This window comes from Paenibacillus sp. FSL H7-0357 (genome assembly GCF_000758525.1).
Taxonomy (GTDB): Bacteria; Bacillota; Bacilli; order Paenibacillales; family Paenibacillaceae; genus Paenibacillus_AQ.
In genome coordinates this window covers 1,086,428-1,106,697 of the sequence record NZ_CP009241.1, presented here as the reverse complement: position 1 = coordinate 1,106,697, position 20,270 = coordinate 1,086,428, and the positions used below count along the sequence as shown (strand labels likewise).

At 52.3% G+C, this 20,270-nt stretch carries 13 protein-coding genes; 5 read left to right on the top strand and 8 right to left on the bottom strand.

Annotation, left to right across the window (positions count from 1 at the left end; all coding sequences use genetic code 11):
- Window positions 1-167: 167 nt before the first annotated feature.
- On the bottom strand, window positions 168-1,844 hold the full coding sequence (locus H70357_RS04895; RefSeq protein ID WP_052091830.1) for an MFS transporter: 1,677 nt from the start codon (window positions 1,842-1,844) through the stop codon (window positions 168-170).
- A 155-nt stretch (window positions 1,845-1,999) separates the two neighbouring features.
- Between H70357_RS04895 and H70357_RS04890 the strand changes: the two genes are divergently transcribed.
- Window positions 2,000-2,617 (top strand): TetR/AcrR family transcriptional regulator, encoded by a 618-nt coding sequence (locus H70357_RS04890; protein WP_038586396.1) that lies wholly within the window; start codon window positions 2,000-2,002, stop codon window positions 2,615-2,617.
- 135 nt (window positions 2,618-2,752) lie between these two features.
- On the opposite strand, the gene H70357_RS04885 is transcribed toward H70357_RS04890, so the two are convergent.
- Window positions 2,753-3,883, bottom strand: a complete 1,131-nt coding sequence (locus H70357_RS04885) for a polysaccharide deacetylase family protein (protein ID WP_052091829.1) — start codon at window positions 3,881-3,883, stop codon at window positions 2,753-2,755.
- Window positions 3,884-4,388: 505 nt separating this feature from the next.
- Here H70357_RS04885 and qoxA point away from each other — a divergent pair.
- From qoxA to qoxD, 4 genes are read left to right on the top strand one after another with little or no spacing between them, the layout of a single operon-like run.
- On the top strand, window positions 4,389-5,405 hold the full coding sequence (qoxA, locus tag H70357_RS04880; protein ID WP_038586393.1) for a cytochrome aa3 quinol oxidase subunit II: 1,017 nt from the start codon (window positions 4,389-4,391) through the stop codon (window positions 5,403-5,405).
- A 43-nt stretch (window positions 5,406-5,448) separates the two neighbouring features.
- Complete coding sequence (qoxB, locus tag H70357_RS04875) at window positions 5,449-7,392, top strand: cytochrome aa3 quinol oxidase subunit I (RefSeq protein ID WP_038586390.1); 1,944 nt, start codon at window positions 5,449-5,451, stop codon at window positions 7,390-7,392.
- Window positions 7,389-7,985: a cytochrome aa3 quinol oxidase subunit III gene (gene qoxC, locus H70357_RS04870; RefSeq protein ID WP_038586387.1), complete on the top strand. Its 597-nt coding sequence runs from the start codon at window positions 7,389-7,391 to the stop codon at window positions 7,983-7,985. Before qoxB ends, qoxC begins: the two co-directional genes overlap by 4 nt.
- A 1-nt stretch (window position 7,986) precedes the next feature.
- Window positions 7,987-8,280 (top strand): cytochrome aa3 quinol oxidase subunit IV, encoded by a 294-nt coding sequence (gene qoxD / locus H70357_RS04865; RefSeq protein ID WP_081965692.1) that lies wholly within the window; start codon window positions 7,987-7,989, stop codon window positions 8,278-8,280.
- A gap of 251 nt (window positions 8,281-8,531) precedes the next feature.
- On the opposite strand, the gene H70357_RS04860 is transcribed toward qoxD, so the two are convergent.
- The 6 genes from H70357_RS04860 to H70357_RS34175 form a co-directional block, all read right to left on the bottom strand.
- On the bottom strand, window positions 8,532-10,241 hold the full coding sequence (locus H70357_RS04860) for a methyl-accepting chemotaxis protein (RefSeq protein ID WP_038586384.1): 1,710 nt from the start codon (window positions 10,239-10,241) through the stop codon (window positions 8,532-8,534).
- A 198-nt stretch (window positions 10,242-10,439) separates the two neighbouring features.
- On the bottom strand, window positions 10,440-11,126 hold the full coding sequence (locus tag H70357_RS04855) for an ECF transporter S component (protein ID WP_038586381.1): 687 nt from the start codon (window positions 11,124-11,126) through the stop codon (window positions 10,440-10,442).
- A complete protein-coding gene (locus H70357_RS04850) occupies window positions 11,099-12,844 on the bottom strand; it encodes an ABC transporter ATP-binding protein (RefSeq protein ID WP_063848013.1) in 1,746 nt (581 codons plus the stop codon). The genes H70357_RS04855 and H70357_RS04850 overlap by 28 nt, the downstream gene beginning before the upstream one ends.
- Window positions 12,760-13,704 (bottom strand): energy-coupling factor transporter transmembrane component T, encoded by a 945-nt coding sequence (locus H70357_RS04845; protein WP_052091827.1) that lies wholly within the window; start codon window positions 13,702-13,704, stop codon window positions 12,760-12,762. The genes H70357_RS04850 and H70357_RS04845 overlap by 85 nt, the downstream gene beginning before the upstream one ends.
- Window positions 13,701-14,657: a DUF4430 domain-containing protein gene (locus H70357_RS04840; RefSeq protein WP_052091826.1), complete on the bottom strand. Its 957-nt coding sequence runs from the start codon at window positions 14,655-14,657 to the stop codon at window positions 13,701-13,703. The genes H70357_RS04845 and H70357_RS04840 overlap by 4 nt, the downstream gene beginning before the upstream one ends.
- A gap of 148 nt (window positions 14,658-14,805) precedes the next feature.
- Window positions 14,806-20,052, bottom strand: a complete 5,247-nt coding sequence (locus H70357_RS34175; RefSeq protein ID WP_052091825.1) for an S-layer homology domain-containing protein — start codon at window positions 20,050-20,052, stop codon at window positions 14,806-14,808.
- Window positions 20,053-20,270 lie beyond the last annotated feature (218 nt).

Genomic DNA, 20,270 nt, shown 5'->3' with positions numbered 1-20,270 from the left:
AAACTGTGTCTAGGTGTATTAACTGTACTACTATTATTAGTACAGTTAGATATACATGTCAACCTCAAACCAAATTAAATTAGGCCAACCAGAAATTACCGGCTGACCTAATCTTATAAAGCCCCAAGGGTCTTTCTTCTATATATGCACGATATACATGGAGAACACTATTGCTGCGGCAAAGTAAGTTCCCCAGGAACCCCGGCCCCCTTCCGTTTCCGACGTTTGTCGCTGAACAGTGCGAATACAGCACCCGGAAGCATAATAAGGCTGGCTAAAACGTAAGTTCTGCTGTATGCCTGTTCAGCTTCATGCTTCATGTCTTCTCCTGCACGTGACAGGACGAGCTCCATCTCCCGGGTTTGCCGGCTCCGGTCAGCGGCAAATGCCTGCTGATCCGAAGGGGCAAGCCGGGCAGCAGCAAGTTCGGCCTCCTTCAATACCTTCTCGGAGGTTTCAGCCGGTGAGCTTTCCACATTTGCCAATGAACCCGCCGCATCAGCAATCACTGTTTTGAGAAAGGGCTGGAGCACAGCATCCTTCTCCACTGCTTTCACCGCGCGGACGGAAGCCGCATGCAGCCCGTCGCTGGTATTTTGCTGCAGCACAGTAACGATAATAGCCACCCCGATCACACCCCCCAGTGACTTTGCCATATTCGTAATCCCCGATGAGATGCCTACCTTCTCCTCTGGCACGTTGCGTACGGCTGAAGACATCACCGGTGCCATGGTGAACCCGGTGCCGATACCGGCCACAACCAGACGGATCAATACTTCCGGAATCGTTGAGTCTGCATGCAGTCCGCTTAATGAATACATCGCTCCGGCCATCATAATCATTCCAACCGCCCCAAACAGCTGGCTGCCGTATTTATTGGACAATGGCCCGGAAAGGGCTGAGCTGACGATCGAGCCCACCGCGATCATGGAAAGTACAAGTCCGGCCCGCAGTTCGGTCATCCCCATCATCCGGGTCAGGAAGAAAGAGGTCAGCAGAGAGATATTCATCAGCCCCGCACCAACAAAAAGCATAGTTAACGTTGCACCGTTGAACGGGGGAATTCTCAGCAGCGACAACGGGAGCATCGGCTCCTTCCCTTTCCACTGTGTGAGGAAAAAAAAGACGAGAAACAGAACCCCTGCAGCCAGCAGTAGCAGCGTCATCCGGGAGTTCCAGCCATAGTCCTGAACTTTAATCAGTGCATAGGTAATAAAAAACATCGCCCCGGTTATTCCCAATGTTCCGCCATAATCAATGGATCGGCCTGCAGTGTCATCTCTGGATTCCTGTATAAACAGACAAGTAAGCACCACACTCAGCACCCCCAGCGGCACATTGACAAAAAAGATCCATTGCCAGTTCAGATTTTGCGTAATAATCCCGCCAAGTGCTGGCCCGCTCGCAGCCGCAACGCCTGAAACGGCCCCCCATATGCCGATGATCAAGCCGTGCATCTCCTTTGGAAAGGTTGTGGTTGTCAGCGGAATGGTAACCGGAACAATGATGGCCCCCGCAAGGCCCTGAAGGACTCTTAATCCAATGAGCATCCCAAGTGAAGAAGCAAAGCCCGCGAGCAGCGAGGTCACAGTAAACAGCACCACGCCGATGATAAATATTTTCTTCCGTCCGAATTGGTCGGCCAGTCTTGAAGCCGTGAGAATGAATACAGCAAACGCCAGATTATAACCATTAATCACCCACGAAATTTGCGATACGCTGCCGCCAAATTGCCTCGTCATTTCAGGCAAGGCAATATTTATAATCGTCGTATCCAGCAGCGCCATGAAGAAACCCAAAACAATTGCCGTAAAAGAAAAAGCCTTACGCATTCTGATGCTCAATTTCATCTCTCCCCATATGTGAACTTTAGTTCATGTTTGAATTATATGAACTACAGTTCATGTTTGTCAATAACAAATTTGAACTGTAGTTCAACTTTTATTGACAGTCAAATACTGCTCCTCTACAATCGGTTATAAGGGGGGGGGCTTTAACCATGAGTGAAATGGAAGACAAGACAAGAACACCGCGGCAGGACCGCAGCATCAAGACCAAGGAAGCCATCGTTCAAGCCGCCATGAGGCTTTTCTCGGAGAAGGGCTACCATCAGACCAATACGAAGCAGATTGCTGCAGCAGCGGGTGTATCCACCGGCAGCTTCTATTCCTATTTCATAGATAAACGGGCTGTATTTATCGATGTGCTTAAGAATTACAGTGAAGCGCTGCTGGCAAGGATAGAAGCCTACATGTCCGAGATTAACATTCAGAGCCCTGACAAGTATGCACTGCTGAGCCATCTGGTAGACAGCCTCATCCTCTCGCACGAGGTCTATACCGGATTCCACAAGGAACTGTCTATTATGTATCTCAGCGACGGGGGTATCAAAGAGCTGATGGACGCACAGTATGAAGTCGGACGTGTCCTAACGCTCCAGTATCTGCAAATGGGTAAGGATGAGCTTAAGATCACAGATTTGGAAGCCGCTGCCTTCCTTGTATTCGAATCCATCAGTGCCATAGTGGATGTCATCGCCTTTTCCTCCCATCGTATTGGAACGGACAGAATAAAGTCCGAGCTTGTCAGTATGCTCGTAGGGTATTTGTACATATGACAAGGCTATGCTGTCGGGCCTCCAAATACAGACCCCTGAAACCACCGCGCAGCACAAAAAAGCGGCTTAAGCAGAAAACAATCTGCTTAAGCCGCTTTTTACACTCTTTCTACATCTTGCCGTAAACGCTGACGATCAGCGCTTATCCTTCCAGAAATTCAGCGGCTCCATATCCTTCGTAATAATCTCAAAGGTATAGCCTTCCTTCTTCAGTGTTTTGAGTACGTCCGGCAGCACTTTCAGTGTAGCTTTCTGGTCATGCATCAGGATAACAGGATTGCTGTTGGACTTTTGCAGTTTATGGACCTGTTCCATAACCGTATTATAGATCCTGGCGCTGTTCTCCTTGTATTTCCAGTCGTTTGAGTCCACATTCCAATCCCACAGATGGAAACCCTGGCTCAGCACTCTGTCCCTGAAGGATTTGGTGAAATACGGTTTACTTCCGTACGGCGGACGGATCAGTGTTGTGCTGGAGCCGGTGATCTTCTTCAGTACTGCATTATCAGCTGACATTTCGGCAAGTGCTGCACCCGGAGAAGCATAAAACTTCTCTTTGCGGTGAGTCATGCCGTGGAGTGCGAGTCCGTGGCTTTCCTCTTCAATTCGTTTCACTGCCGACGGATACCGGTTCATATTGGGTCCAAGCATAAAAAAGGTCGCCTTTACCTCATTTTTGCCCAGAATATCCAGCAGTTGCGAAGTCGTTGCCGACGGTCCGTCGTCAAAGGTAAGATACACTATCCTCCCTTGCTTGACCGGGGTTGTCTCCGGAGCCGGCTTTGCGCTGACAATCGGCTTTAATTCGCTCTTGAATTGGCTTACGAACGCCGCATCATCCAAAGCCGCCGATGTATCCCGCACTCTTAGTAAATATTTATCCGGCTCAAAGGTTATCATATACCCAAGATAAGTACTTATCCGCAGTGGAACCATCAGCGATCCATTCTGCACAAAGGTACTTATTGGAACAATGGTATCATTCTGGAGTTTGGCGCCTCCGTCATTTTTGAGCAGTAAAAGGGATTTACCGCCTCCGGCGATCTGAACCCCGTCCTGAAGCATGGAAATGTTCCACTTCAGCTTCTGCGCCAAAGCGCGTACTGGAACATAATAGTTACCTTTTACAGAAACAGCTTCTATTTCTGTCAGTGTGTCGTTCACACCAAGACGTAATGAGGCATTCGTTCCGGCTGCGATTGCCGTGTTCTGTAGAATACCGAAACATAAGAATAAAGACATGAATAACAGCATTGTTTTTTTCATTCGCACAAGCAGTAATCTCCTATCTATGTATATTTATCTATACTTTATCACACATAGATAGATTTGAATTTGAGAGATTGTAACCGCCCAAAGAATATCTTGTTACTTTTTCACAGTGACAAAAGACATATTCTTAATATTTATCAAAAAATCGCAATAATCGTCGAAAGCTGTCGCGGCCGCAAAAAGCGGTTAAAATCAGGCTTTATTGCTAAAATTAATTGTGACGAAATTAGTAACATTTGTGAAAAAGTGAACAAAATTTGAACAACCTTAAAATTACCTTAAACCGCACCACTACAGTGATCTTTGTCATACCTTACGACATTTGTAACAATTCGATCACACATATTTAACTTGTTCGCCATTATTAAGGTCTTATGTGTCTTTATTGTTAAAATATGTATTTTGCATTATGGGTAAGTAGTTCTTACTATAGATACAGGTTAATGTTTATTGGCTAATGAACGGCAATGAAAAGAAGTATTGAAGGAAGGAGTTCTATATGAAAAAAAAGGGTCCGTTATACGCTTTGTTCCTCAGCCTAATCCTTCTTCTGCCGGGATGCAGTTCGCTCACCGTTCTGAATCCGAAGGGTCCGGCCGCACGCACTTTATCTGACACCATCATCCTGTCCATTCTGGTGATGATCGGGGTCCTGGCAGTTGTCTACATCTTATATATATTCGTACTGGTGAAATACCGGGCGAAGAAAAGCAACGAAGGTTACATTCCAGAACATGAGGAGGGCAACAAGGTTCTCGAAGCCATCTGGATTATTATCCCGATTATCATCGTAACCTTTTTGTCAGTAGTGACTGTAAAATCAACCCATGCGGTTGAGAATGTCGCGAAGGAATACAAGGACCAGAAGCCTTTGGTTATTTACGCCTCTTCTTCCAACTGGAAATGGCATTTCAGCTATCCTGAGGAGGGAATTGAAACCGTAAACTACGTCAATTTCCCGATTCACCGTGCGGTAGAGTTCAGACTGTACTCTTTCGGCACCATCACCAGCTTCTGGATTCCACAGCTTGCCGGACAGAAGTATGCGATGAGCGACATGCTTACAAAACTTAATCTCTCCGCCGACACCGCAGGTTCATTTATCGGCAAGAACTCGAACTTCAGCGGTAAAGGCTTCGCCCACATGGAATTCGAGGCGCTTGTGATGAGCGACAAGGAATATGCCGAATGGGTCAAAGAGGTTAAGGATACCGCGCCTAAGCTTACGGAGGATGAATTCAAAGGCCTGCTGGCTGCCGAACATCTTGGACGCAAAACCTATTCCTCCACCCATTTGGAGTTCAGCCCGCCGCCGGGAGACCATAGCGAGCATATGAGCGGCGATGGTACGGAAATGGATATAGATAACGGAAATATGGATCATCAGGATAACAAGGACATCCACCCTTCTCCTGAACCATCCAGCCAGACCGAATTTGACAGCGAGCCCAACCCTGAGGTGAATGAGCCGCTTCCAAGCTCACCTGTAGAAGAACACACACACGAGGGCCACTAACTCGTTCACAGTTTAATGTAACAACCTGAAAGGAGCTACCCTAATGGATTTAGACAAATTTAAGGTTCACGGCGAACCCCTGATATACGGAGCAATGATCAGTATCGCTCTTGCGACCATCGGGATTCTCGTTGGGCTTACCTATTTCAAGAAATGGGGATACCTCTGGCGCGAATGGCTTACAACTGTAGACCATAAGAAGATCGGGGTTATGTATATCCTGGCCGCACTGCTTATGCTGTTCCGCGGCGGTGTTGACGCCATGATGATGCGTCTGCAAACGGCAGCGCCGGAAATGAAATTCCTCGATGCCCAGCATTATAACGAGGTCTTTACCACCCATGGTCTGATCATGATTCTGTTCATGGCCATGCCGTTTATCATCGGTTTAATGAACGTGATTATCCCACTGCAGATCGGCGCACGAGATGTGGCCTTTCCGCGGCTGAACGCGGTCAGCTTCTGGCTCTTCTTCATGGGAGCTATGCTGCTTAACATTTCGTTCGTAATCGGCGGCTCGCCGGATGCCGGATGGTCGGCTTACTTCCCGCTAGCGAGTCTGGAATTCAGCCCTACGGTCGGTAATAACTATTACTCCCTGGCGCTGCAGATTTCCGGTATCGGGACACTGATCACAGGCGTTAACTTCATCGTGACGATTCTTAAAATGCGTGCACCAGGCATGACGCTGATGAAGATGCCAATGTTCACCTGGTCCGTACTGATTACGAACATTATTATCGTATTTGCCTTCCCTGTGCTGACTGTGGCACTTGCCCTGATGATGTTCGACCGGCTGTTTGGCTCTCAATTCTTCACGATGGCTAACGGCGGGATGGATATGCTCTGGGCCAACCTGTTCTGGGTGTGGGGACATCCGGAGGTATATATCGTTATTTTGCCGGCATTCGGTATTTACAGCGAAATTATCGCCACCTTCTCCAAAAAGAATCTGTACGGCTACACTTCCATGGTCGTCAGTATGCTGCTTATCTCCCTGCTGTCCTTCCTGGTATGGGCTCACCATTTCTATACCATGGGCCAAGGGGTTATGGTCAACAGCTTCTTCTCCATAACAACTATGGCGATAGCTGTGCCTACCGGGGTTAAGATATTCAACTGGCTGTTCACCCTCCGAAAAGGGCGAATAACCTTTACGACCCCGATGCTGTACACATTGGCTTTTATCCCGATCTTCACCATCGGCGGGGTTACCGGCGTTATGCTGGCGATGGCCAGTGCCGATTACCAGTATCATAATACGATGTTCCTGGTTGCGCATTTCCACTACGTGCTGATTCCGGGCGCCGTGTTCGCCGTTATCGCCGGGTTCCATTACTGGTTCCCTAAAGTATTCGGCTTCCGCCTGAATGAACGTCTGGGCAAGCATGCCTTCTGGTGGATTATAATATCCTTCAATGTCACCTTCTTCCCACTGTTCTTCCTGGGACTTATGGGTATGACCCGTCGGATGTATACCTACTCAGAAGAGACCGGCTTTGGTCCGCTGAATATGCTCTCCTTCGCCGGTGCTGTCGGCCTGGCGATCGGATTTGTTATTCTGGTCTACAACATCTACTGGAGCACACGCTACATGCCAAGAGACACAACAAGCGATCCATGGGATGGCCGTACACTGGAATGGGCTACACCAAGTCCGATTCCTGCTTATAACTTTGCAATTGTGCCAAAAGTTCAGACGCGTGATGCCTTCTGGTCCGCGAAGCAGGATAATATTCCGCTCTTTGAAGATAAAATTACTAAAATCCATTTACCAAACAATACCGGGAAGCCATTTATCCTGGGTGTCATCTTCTTCTTCCTGGGCTTCTTCCTAGTATTCAGCATGTGGATTCCTGCCATCGTGGCCGGAATAGGCATCATCATCATGCTGGCTGCCATGTCCTTTGACCGGGATCACGGCTTCTACGTTTCAGCTGAAGAAGTTATTGCTACTGAAAAGAAACTGCGGGGTGAGACTGTATGAAAATAGATGCGTCCAAGCCGCTGGAATATTCAACAGAGGAGAACAGCAACAAGATTTTCGGTTTCTGGGTATTTCTCGGAGCTGAGATTCCGCTCTTCGCCACTTTATTCACCGTTTATTTAGTAATGGTCGACCGTTTCGCCAGCGGACCAAGCGGAAGCGAGCTGTTTGAAATCGGCCCGGTGCTGATTGAAACCTTCCTGCTCCTGTCGAGTTCGTTCACGATCGGGCTTGCGATCCATGCTATGCGTCTCGGCTACAAGAAGGCCATGATGGTCTTTATGGCAATCACACTGCTGATGGGCCTCGGCTTTATCGGCATAGAAATTGATGAATTCTTCACCTATGTTCATGAAGGGGCTACACTGCAAACCAGTGGATTCCTATCCAGTCTCTTCGTATTGCTCGGCACGCACGGTGCCCACGTCAGCTTCGGCTTCCTGTGGGGCGCAGCGATTATGATCCAGATCTGGCGTCAGGGCATTAATCCGGCTACCGCCAATAAAGCCTTTATCTTCTCGCTGTTCTGGCATTTCCTGGACGTTGTCTGGATCTTTATCTTCAGCTTCGTCTACCTGAAAGGACTGATGTGACATGATGAAGCAACTGTTCCCAATTCGCCATGTGATGGGTTATCTGGCCTCTCTGGTCCTTTCTGCCGCTGCGCTGGTTGTCATCTATGGTGATCTGTCCGATGGGGCAAATATGGCGGTTCTGCTGATTACAGCCCTTATCCAGGCTTCCCTGCAGCTCTTCGTATTCATGCATATCGGGGAATCCGCAGATACCAAGAAAGAGCTTTATATCAATATCGCTTACGCTTTGTTCGTCGGATTGGTTACCATCTTCGGAACCCTGTTCATCTTCGTATGGGGCTGGTACGCTTAAGAACAAGATAAGCTGGACAACACATTCAGGTCCACTCCGGTCATCCGATCGGGGCGGGCCTTTTTTTTGTTTTGCAGGATGTTCATAAAAAACATAAATCGCAGTCTCAGATGTCTATTAGTTAGCGTTGGTGAGTGATTCCGGCGATGAAATGAACATTCGGCCATATATAAAAAGGAGAGGCCACCGGAACGTGAAAGTTCCGGTGGTCTCTCCTTATGTAGCCTATATCTGCTGCTGCTGCTCTGTATTTAGAGTTTGAACTTGGCCAGTTCCTTCTGCAGGTCCTCGGCAAGTGTGGCAAGATACTGGGCAGAAAGTGACATTTCCCCCATCGCAGACAATTGTTCCTCACTGGCAGCACTTGTATCCTGCACTTCCCCCGCGCCTTTGCGGGAAATCTCATTGGCGTGTTCCATGGCCTGTGATACGGCCTGCGATTCCTTTGAGACATGCCCGACAGCCTCTCTGATGCCTTCCGTCTGCCGGACGGCATCATTAATTGAATGCTGTATTTCCTCAAACGCCTGCGAGACCACTTCACTCTGCGCAAGACCCTCTGATACCAGTTGTGTTCCCAGTGCCATTGAATCTACCGCACTGGCGGTTTGCTGCTGAATGTCAGTTATGATTCCGGTAATCTGCAGCGAGCTGCTTCCTGTGGCCTCCGCCAGCTTGCGGATCTCTCCGGCAACAACAGCGAAGCCCCGGCCATGCTCTCCGGCTCTGGCCGCTTCGATTGACGCATTCAGCGAAAGCAGATTCGTCTGGGTGGCGACTGCATTAATGGTTGTGATAATCGTACTGATCTCCCCGGACAGATTGCCCAGATTGCTGACTATTCTCTGACTCGATGCAACACTAGAGTCAATTTCCTTCATCTGTGCAAGGATCCGCTCAACAGCTTCTGCGCCGCGGTCTGTCGAGACAGCAGCCCCGGCCATCAGTTCAGCCATCTCATTGCCGCTGCGCTCGACGGCGGCAATATCCTCCGTCATGTTCTGCACGGATGCTGTCGTGCGGCTGATGTTCTCGACCTGGACATCAAATCCCACGGCTATTTCATTCGAGGTTTCGGCGATCATCTGCGAAGCGCGTGCGGTCTGTTCTGCACTGGCACTCATTTCCTCCGACGAGGCCGACAGCATCTCCGCACTTTCCGAGACCCCTTGCATCATCACTTTCAGACTATCCAGCATCGAATTGAAGGAAAGGTTGATCTGGCCGATTTCATCCTTGGCTGTATAGGATGCAGCTACGGTCAAATCCCCCTCTTCAGCCCGCTTCATCAATCCCTGCAATTCTTTGAGCGGCTTCGTAATCAGCCGGGTGATTATAATACTGATCAGAATACAGAGAATCAAGGCGGCAGTAATCAGAATCGTGCTCACAGTTGAGGAAGTCTTAGCGTCGGCTAAAGTAAGCACATTATGCTCAGAAGCATCCTCTAAAAGCAACCGGGCTGTGTCATCCAGCAGACCGACCATCAGCTTCCTGGACTCGCTAAAGGACACACCCGAGAAAATTTGATAGCCTTCACTATTAAGATTCTTATTGGCAAGCTGAATGATATTATCGCGCTGTGTCCGGTAATCCGGCAGCAACGACATATACTCGTTGATTTTATTGCTGATTTCAGTATCCTTGAAGGCAATTAATTTCAATTGCTCCAGCAGCTCATTGTTTTTTGCAATGTTTTGCTTAATCCCCTCGGTCAGCTCTTTGCTCTTGACGGTTTCCTTGGTAAGCAAAGCTTCCAGCAAAAAAGACTCAATCGACCGGTTGTTGGCCCGCAGCTCCGTAACCAGGTAAATCGGCTGCAAATTCCCGCTATAGGTCTCTTGGGATCGCTTGGCCATTTTTTGGGTGGAGGTAATGCCCGTTAGTCCTAAACCGATCAGTATAGCAACGACAATTACCACAAGCAGTGCCATTTTATATTTCACTTTCAAATGTCTCATGTCCTTTTCCCGCCTTTTTGTTCTTGCTGTGTTATCTTATTCATCGGCGAAAAAGGTCGAAATAATGATGATTAATCACGAAAAATGTCGAAATAAACAGAAAAATATCCTAATTTAAGAACACTCAGACCTCTTAATGACTGAAATAACATTCCAATGTAATTTCACGCAACAGAATCCATGAGATCAGCGGCCTAATCATTCCTGCAGCAGCCCGTATTTCTTGCGGAACCGCTCCAGCACCTTGGTCCAGCCACCGGCCAGAATTGCCAGGAAAAATACATTGGACAGGGCATGGGCCAGATCGAAATAAAAGCTCGAGACGTATGCGGATAACACAAGCCCCCAGCTAAATGCATCCGGCAGGCTGATAATGTACCAGATATTCATAATCCAGCCGAACAAAAAACCCCAGATGAAGCCGAAGAGAAGCAGGCCGCCTCGTTTCTTCATCCACCAGGTATTCCTCAGCCAGCCCGCCGTCAGGCCCGCCATCCCCCAGGCAAACATCTGCCAGGGCGTCCATGGACCTTGCCCGAAATAAATATTGGATACAAGCGCGGCTACTGCCCCGATGATAAAGCCAGCCTCAGCCCCAAAGACATAAGCGGATAAAATGACAATAGCAGACACTGGCTTCACACTCGGCAACGCGGCAAAAGGAACCCGGCTGACTGCAGCGATTGCCGACAGCACGGCCAGCAGCACCAGCTCCCGCGATTCCAGCGGACGCCGCTCCAGCCGGATAAACAGCGGCAGCAATGCCGCTGCAAGCAGCACGAGGCTGAGCAGCATATAATGACGGTCCTTCAGCGCTGACGTAAGTGCCAGACCGGCCAGAAATACACCTAAAGCAATTAACAGCGGAAGCCGGAATCTTGCCATGTTCTGATCACATCCTCAAAAGTCAATGCTTGCGGCAGCAAATCCCGCACCATGCGGTTTACCACCGTTGTATAGAAATAGTTGCTGCTGAAAAACTCCGCCGGAGCTCCCTCTGCTGTAATGCTTCCGTCAAACAGCATCGCGCAGCGGGTTGCGTATTTTGCAGCAAACTCCACATCATGCGTCACGATAATAATGCTTATGCCTTGCTCCAAAAGCTGCCTTAGCAAGGCTGCCAATCTTTCCTTCGCCCCGGGGTCCAGCCCCTTGGTCGGCTCATCCAGCAGCAGAACGCCGGGCTTCAGCAGCATTATCATGGCCAGCGCCAGCTTCTGCTGCTGGCCGCCGCTGATATCATGCGGATGGCTGTCCAGCACTTGATGAAGCTGAAATACATCCAGCAGGGCTTCTATCTCCCGTTTCTCCTCCTCAGGAGACTTGCCTGCATACTGGGCCATATGCCGCAGTTCCTCCGCTACCGTGTCATAGCTGAAATAGAGCAGCGGGTTCTGGGCCAGAAGACCGGACTTCAGCCCTTTGGCAGACTCGACCTTGCCGCGCTGCGGCTTCGCCAGCCCGCCCAGTACATGCAGCAGGGTCGATTTCCCCGCACCATTCCCGCCCATGATAGCCAGCAGCTCTCCCCGGTGAAGGGACAACGTCAGCTTGCGCAGCACCTCCGGGCCGTCCTTCTCATAACGGAAGGTGACTTCCCGGCAGCTGAGCAGGGGTGCTGCGGCATTGGCTTCGCCGGTGAAGCGTGAAGCTGCACCGTCTTGTGATGCTGTTGCACGGCCTGCGGTCACAGGCGAAAGGACGCCCGCAGCGGAGTGTGAGCCGCTGGTAGCCGTAGCTCCAGCAGGCGCTGCTGCTGCGTGTGAATGCAGCCAGCGTTTGCCCTCACGCACCGTCAGCGGAATGGATTCCAGCGGAACGGATGAGGCCTCCGGTGACAGGGCGAGGAATAACCGCGACGCTGTCGGCAGGTAGGCCTGATGACTCGCGTTCAGGCCCTGCCCGGCTCCCCGCACGAATCCGCGGGGAGTGTCCTGGGCCTGCAGAACACCATCCTCCAGCATCAGCACCCGGTCGGCCAGCGGCAGCACCTCCTCCAGCCTGTGCTCGCTGATGATGACCGTCATCGACAGTTCCTCATTCAGCCGCTGCAAGGTCTGGATAAACTCGCGGGCAGCGACAGGATCAAGCTGTGAGGTCGGCTCGTCCAGCAGCAGCAGCTTGGGCTGAAGCAGCAGCACGGAGGCCAGATTCAGCAGCTGCTTTTGTCCACCTGAGAGCTCATGCACCGATTTGTACAGTAGCGGCTCCAGCCCGAACAGCCCGGCGATTTCCGCCAGCCTGCTGCGCATGACCGATGGCGGGTAGCCCATATTTTCCATCGCAAAAGCCAGCTCATGCCATACGGTATCCATCACAATCTGCGCATCCGGATTCTGAAATACGATCCCGATATCCCCGGCTGCTGTCTCCGCAGGCAATTCCGCCAGCGGCTTCCCTTGATAGCTGATGGAACCGCTGTTCAATCCCACCGGAGCAAGCTCCCGTTTCAGATGGCGCAGAAGTGTTGTTTTGCCGCAGCCTGAAGGGCCGAGAAGCACAACGAACTCGCCCTCCTCTATCGTAAATGAGAGCTCATGGAGCGTGTCTCTCTCTGCATCGGGATACCGGAAGGAAAATCCTTCCGCCGCGATGATCGCCATAACCATTTCTCCTTTCCTTCCAGCCAGAGGGGGATTCCTACGAACAGGCAGAAGCCGGCATACATGACCGCCTCGCCTGAGCCCCAGGCCATAGGTTTCATCCGCGGATATATCTCAAAGATGCCGTACCCCTGCAGCCAGCCAAACAGCGGAATTATACCGCTGAGCGAGAGCAGAGCCAAGACGGTCTTGTCCTGCCGGTCAAGCCTGTAAATCCCGTACACACTGCGTTTGCGGATGCCGTAGCCGCGTGCTTTCATCGAATCGGCCGTCTGCAGCGCCTCCTCCAGCGACCAGGTCAGAAGCACCTTGAGCAGGGTCATGCCGTCCCTCATTCTTTTGCGCAGCTTTCCCTTGCTTACATCAATGCCTCTGATCTGCTGAATCAGGGAAATTTGCCGCAGCCGCCGCTGAAACAAAGGCACAAAGCGGATCGTCATCAACGTCAGCAGGGCCGTCTTAGGCGCTGCCCCGGCGAACAGGTACATGAATTTATCCGCCGTTACCGTGTAGTTATAAGAAATGAACAATATAAAAATCGTCAGCAGCACGGTCATCATCATCAGTCCGTAGAACACCGCTTCCAACGTAATCGGCTGATCCATAAAATAAAACAGGATGTGCGAGCCCCGGTGCGAGAACAATGGATTAATCACGGCCACGGAGCCGGCCATCAACAGGTAAAAAGGCAGCCCCCGCAGCAGCTTCCGTCCCTGTCCCTGCAGCAGCAGAAGGCCAAGTAAACCGGCAATTTCCGTTACCAGAAACAGCGGATGAAACAGCAGGGCAGCGAACAGCAGCAGCCCTGCATAGTATAGCAGGGCTACCGAAGGATGCATGGAGCGAAAGCCGCTGTTCATGGCGCTTTGGCTCCCAGATCTTTGCCCAGATCCAGGGTGTACAGCCACTCAATAGCATCCCCGGGCTGTACAGTATAGCTTCCGGCACCTTTGCCCGGAAACTCCCCGTTCACCTTGTACATCCAGCCGCTCTCTGCCCCATGGTCGAATTCATACAGATTGTCTATTCCTTCCACATAGGCGAAACCCTTGGAGCCCTGGTATTCCATCTGTATTTTGTTCTTGCGGGTAATCCGTTTCAACAGCTCCAGCGCACTTTCGCCCTTCTCAATTTCAAAGGCTGCCGGAGCCAAAATCACGCCGTACTCCTCATCCCCTGTGATGGAGACGGTAGCTGTGCTCTCCGCAGCGGCGGGCTTCGCAGGCGCTGCCGCTTCGGACGGCGGCTGCGTAACGGCAGCCGCTGGACGCGCGGTGGCTGCCGGCTTATTCGCGCCGGCAGACGGACGTGCGGTGGCTGCCGGCTTATTCGCGCCGGCAGATGGACGCGCGGTGGCTGCGGGCTTGGCAGAGGACTCTGCCGGGCCCGCACTGGCGCCGCCTGCTGCGCCGGGTGCCGCCGACGCCTTCGCGGCGGCTGCTCCGGCGGTGCCGGCTGCCGGGCTATGCGCAGCCGGCGCCGTAGTTCCTGCAGGCACGGGACTTGTCACCGTGCCTGCAGCGGTGTCAGGCGGCGCAGACGTCGCCGCTCCTTCAAGAGCCGCCGACGCCTCCGCGGAAGGCGAAGCGGTGCTGCCCGCCGGTTCTGACGGCGGGGCCGTGTTCGCTGCGTCTCCGGTTTGCGGAGACGCGGCGTTATCAGGGGCGGGGCTTTGTGTAGCGGTGGTATTTGCTGCACTGTTCAGATCAGAACCGGCAGACTGCCGCTCGCCGGAAGAACAGCCGGCCAGTAGCAACGCCGCCAAGAGAAGAAGCAAGGGATAAAACAACCATCGTTTGGATTGCTTGGACATTAATTTTCACACCTCCGAAAAAAGGGAAAGGAACGGAGGCTGTCCTGCTGCTCCCCCGTTCCGTTCCTATACTCTATGTTTTCTTTTGAAGCTTCAGTCCGATGAACCTGTTACTCCGCTCAATCGCCTTCTTAAAGATGGATTACACTTAAGGCAATCTTACGGCTACGACCGCCGCCATTTCTCTGGTTACGGCACTTGACGGGTCAAATCCTCCATTGAAGCCGGTCATATAACCGGACTCCGTTACCGTATGGACCGCTGACAGCGCATAGCTGCTGATCCGGCGCTCGTCTGTGAACTTCGCAGTCTTCGCCGAAGCCGCAGAACCGTTCTCCAGCTTGAACGCTCTGGAAATCATCACAGCCATATCCTCGCGGGTAATCCAGCCATTCGGATTAAAGGTTGTATCCGTAACTCCGCCTACCCATCCGAGCTCTTTCGCTTTAAGCACAGCTCCATAATACCATGTGCCGGCTTTTACGTCGCTGAATACTGGTGCAGCCGAAGCTGCAGCAGGTGTCTGATCTGTCAGTCTCAGCAGCAGCGCAGCGAATTCAGCACGGGTAATATTCTGCTTCGGTGCAAAAATCAGGCTTGATCCGCTGACGCCTTCCATCAGCTTTTGCTCATAGGCCTTGTGAACGGAGTCCAGCGCCCAGGCTGAAATTTTGCCCTCATCGGCAAAGGACACACTGCCGGAATCGGCTGGCGAGATGCTGAACAGCTTCGCCTCTCCGGCCAGGAACCGGTTGTACGCAGCCAGTGCCAGTAATGCCTGTTCGGTAGCCAGGCTGTTCTCAGGCTGCCCAGCCGAATGAGCATAGCCGCCAGTGCTTTGTCTGAACGAAGCCAGATGGCTGAGAAGTCCGCCCTTAGCTTTAATAAATCTGGAGTCATTAGGACCAACTCCGGCAGCACTCAGGGCAATGATGACCTGTGACGTGCTCTCGCTGTTTTCTGCTCCCGAGAGCTTGAAGCCGCCGCCTTCAAGCTGCTGCTGTGACAGCCAGCCGATCGCTTTATCCGCAGCCGCTTTTACTTCCGCCTGGTCATTATGGGATGAGAGTGCAGTAACCGCCATAGCGGTAATGTCCACATCATCGGTGCTGCCAGCTGTCAGCGGGAATCCGCCGTCTTTGCTTTGCAGTTCCAGGATGGACTTGATCAGCCGTTCCTTAGTCCACTGCGCATTCGCAGGTACAGTATAAGAACCGCTGTCCAGCGCAATCAGGGCAAAAATGAGGCCGTTGCTGCCCTGGCTTACCATATGGTCATTGTTATAAATTTTCTCAATCAGATTATACCCGCCAATATTCTGCGGATCACCGCCGGCAGCGGCAACAGCCAGCGCCAAACGTTCATAATCCGTAACCTTGCGGAACTCCCCTTTATTCGCGGCAAGCTGCTCCTTCACTCCGTTCAAATAAGCGGCCGGTACTGTGTGGCCGGAACGGGCGAGTCCAATCGCCTGCCAATCGCTGATCTCTTCGGCTGCCGTGATTGCCTTGGCAGTAGCTGCAATATCGCTCTTCAGCTGCTGCGGCTGCGGCTCCCATTTACTGCGGTCCACTACGGCAAAGGCCGTGAAGTGACTGACCTTTCCGGTGATCACCCCACTTTGCGCATCCAGCGCAGCGGGAACCGGAATCCAGCGGCCGGTGCTTTCGTCAAGCCATGCCAAAGCCAGATTGGCAGGGTTTACCGCCGTAACCGGAACTGTAATCGAGAGATCTGCCGGCTTCACAAATTTCGTACCATCCGGTTTGAAATCATAAAGTCCCGATACCAGCTCAGCGCGTTCTGAATTAGTCTCGCGTACGCTGATCTTCACATTGCCGGACACGGAACCGGCTGGCAGCTGCAGCTTCACTTCACCGCCGCTGTCCTGCAAGGTTGCCGCCGCACCCGGAGTGACCTCCTGCTCGAAGACAGCCACGTTTGCCGCCAGCTTCTGCCTAAGGGCAGCCGCTGCTGCTGGAGTCATTTTAGTGCTCAGGTTCGAAACAGCTGTTGTCTGTCCTACTTGATTCAGCGGAAGGGTATTATCCGGGGTGATGTCCACATTCACCGTGCTGCCGCCCGTACCTGCTGCTGCACCTCCAGTGCCGGAGGAACCTCCAGCCGATCCCTTCAGATCATCTCCGCCATTAAGCGTATAACGCCAGGCTACGGCATCACCGCTGCTCAGCTTATAACTTCCGGAGCTGTAATCCGGGTAGACACCGTTTACGGAGTACATCCAGCCGCTTTTCTCACCGCGGTCTCTTTCTGCCAAGCCATCAATCGCTTTAATGTATACACTGTCTCCGCTTCCGCCGCTGACAACCTTGCTTCCAAGCTGGCGGATCAGCAGGCTGTATGCGGTCTCCCCCTCGTTCAGCGTCATCTTGGTACCAGCCAGAATGGTTCCCTTAGTAGTGTCTCCAATGACTGTGAGCGTGGCCGATGCAGTCTCAGGCACTTCTACGGAAGCTGTAACGGTCAGCGGCTGCGTGTAGCGGGCAATCTTAGGCGTCCCGCCTTCGACATAACCGCTCACGGCCAGCGTGTATGTTTTGGCAGGCAGGCCTCCCTCAAAGGTTGCGAGCCCTTGCTCATTAGCAGTGATGGTTTTATCGCCAACAGTGACCTGCACTCCCGCAGCCGGTGAAGTCACCGGATCAGAAGTATACGTGTCATTATTCCAGACCCATTTCTTCTGCGTAACCTTAGCGGTGAATGCCTCACCCTGCTTCGGCTGCGCAGGCGAAATCTGTACCGAATCTACTACCTGCGTATTTTCTCCGGCATAGTAGACAAGCACTTTGTCGGAAGTCTGCAGAATATAATCATTTAAGCCCACATCCGGATAAATCCACGCCCCGCCGCGCAATACGGCAAAGGCCCAGTAACCCTGATTGTTATAGGCTCCGTTCTCGATTCCATTAATGCCCCCTACAAAGATGCCGAAGGAAGATTCCGTAACCTTTAGCGGAATGTTGTTCGCATCTGCCAGCTGCTGCAGCGCATCAAACGCGTTGTATGCTTCCAGCGTGCCCTCGGCTACCGGACCCTGTGGCCCTTCAATGGACAGATAGGAGGTTACATTGCCCGGAGCTACCTTCAGCGAATCCGTATAGCGAGCAATATTTGGTGTGGCTTCCGCAACATAACCGGTTACGGCCAGCGTGTATATTTTGCCGGACAAGCCTCCTTCAAAAACTGCAACGCCTTGGCTGTCCGTAGTGACTGTTTTACCGCCAATGGTTACCTTCACTCCGGCTGCCGGTGAAACAACCGGTTCGGAAGCAAATGTCGTGTTATTCCATACCCACTCCACCCCGGTAACGGTCACTTTAAACGTTTCTCCCGGTTTTGGCTGCGGTGGAGATACTGCAACGGAATTTACTACCTTCGTGTTGGCACCGGCAAAATAGACAAGCACCTTGTCCTGCGCCTGCAGTTTGAAATCACCCATGCCTTCGCTTGGGTAGATCCATTTCCCGCCGCGCGACACCAGGAAGTTCCAATAGCCGTCATGGGTTCCGTTCTTAATCCCATTAATGCCCGACACATAGCTGCCATAGGAGGACTCCGTAATCTCCAGCGGAATATTTCCGGATGCCGTAAGCTTCTTCAATGCCGCCAGCGCGTTGGATGCTTGCAGCGCTCCCTCAGCGACCGGCCCCTCAGGTCCTTCAACCGACAGGTGGACTGGTACATTCTTGGAGATTACCTTTACAGCTTGCGAATATTTAGCGATAGTTGGTGCATTGTCCGTAACATAGCCGGTTACGGTTAGCGTATAGTCTCCTGCCGGAACACCTTCGGCAAAGACCGCTTTGCCGTCTTCACCGGTTGTTGCCTTCCGGTCTCCGACCGCCACCTCCACACCAGATGCACTTGAGGTTACAGGACTCGAAATATTTGTGGCGTTGTCCCATACCCATTTTATCTGGGTAACCGTAACTGAGAAAGGCTCCTCCTCACCTGGCTGCGACGCGGACAGCGTCAGCGAATTCACCAGCTGCGTATCATTGCCCGCATAATAAACGAGGACCCTGTCAGCTTCCTTAAGTTTAAAGTCCTTCATTCCTACATCGGGATCAATCCATGCCCCATCCCGGGATACAGCGTATTTCCAGCCATCCCAGCCGCCGTAGATTCCGGCTTGGATACCGCCGATTCCCGTTACATAGCTGCCCGATTCATTCTTAATCGGAAGGCCCTTCTGGGCTGCCACTTTCTCCAGCACCTCGAGGACATTGCCTGCGTATGCCATCCCTTCTCCCAGCGTGTTCTGCGGCCCTTCAATTACAAGGGGCACATACACTAACGGATTCGGAACCGCAGGCTTAGTGAAGTCATACAGCTTGCCGTTTCCGCCCCCGCTGTACAGGGTGTAGGCCACCAGCGCCTGCAGCCCCTGCTCTGTAGCAAATGCATTTACATTTCCGCCCTGATTATGGGCAAACCCGCCGCCCTCTACGCTGAAGCTGAGCAGTCTGCTTATCAGGTCTGCTTCACCCTTGGTAAATTCTGCTCCTTCCGGGTCTACCCCGAAGGAGGCAAGGCCGATAATGACCTGTGCCGCGCTTTCGCTGCTGCCTCCAAAGCCGCCGTTGCTGTCCTGCGCAGCGGACAGCCAGGCTACTGCTTTTTGCCCGGCAGTTGCAACCAGAGGATCACTCTTATGCGCAGCAAGAGCCGTCAAAGCCATCGCCGTCATATCCGGCTCGCTCGCCCCGGAAGTCAAGGCGAACCCGCCGTCCGCATTTTGCTTGGACAGGATCTCGCTCAGCAGCGCCGCTTTGCTCCATTTGGCATCCGCCCCAATGGTATAATTGCCGGAATCCAGTGCCAGCAGCGCATAGACCGGATTGTTCAGCGTCTGGCCGCTCATTTTGTCACTGTTATAGATACGCTCAACCAGATTAAAACCCGGTTCAGAGCCGTTTCCGGCAAAGTTCGCCGGATCAGCCCCCACGGCTTGTACCGCGAGCACAATCCGTGCATAATCAGTGACTGCGGCAAAGCTGCCGCTGGCCGTCCGAACTTTTTGCTCCAGCAGCCGGACATAACTTTCCGGTACTTTGTAGCCCGCCTGTGCGAGGCCAACCGCCTGCCATTCTGACGTCACACCGCTGCTGAGCATATACTCGGCAGCCGCATAGGTCGCTCCGGCAACGGTAATCTGCTGCTTCGCTGTTAATGCAGCCGCAGCCGGCTCTGCGCCAGATTCGTCTGCTGCATATACAGCAGCCGTAACACTTTCCGTTCCCCCGGACGCGGTAGCGGAGACCGCCCCGGCAAACACTTGTCCTGAAGGAACAAGCGCTGTGCCCAGAATCGAAATAACCAGCAATAAAGCCAGGCCAAGCATAAAGGACTTGGCAGAGAGAAGAGTCTTCATCGTTAACCTCTTTCCGTGAATAAAATAGTTGAAGCAGCGGACAACAAGAAGAAACGGCTGTGCTGTCCCTTTCAAAAGGACGGGGCCGTTTCTGCGAGAGAGAAGGAACACGTACAGCAACCGGCTTATTCCTCATCCTCATCCCTCAAAAAAACCGCCCCTGTTAAGGGCGGCCTCGGAAGAATACAAATGAAGCACGGCGGTGCTCAAGCTCCGCC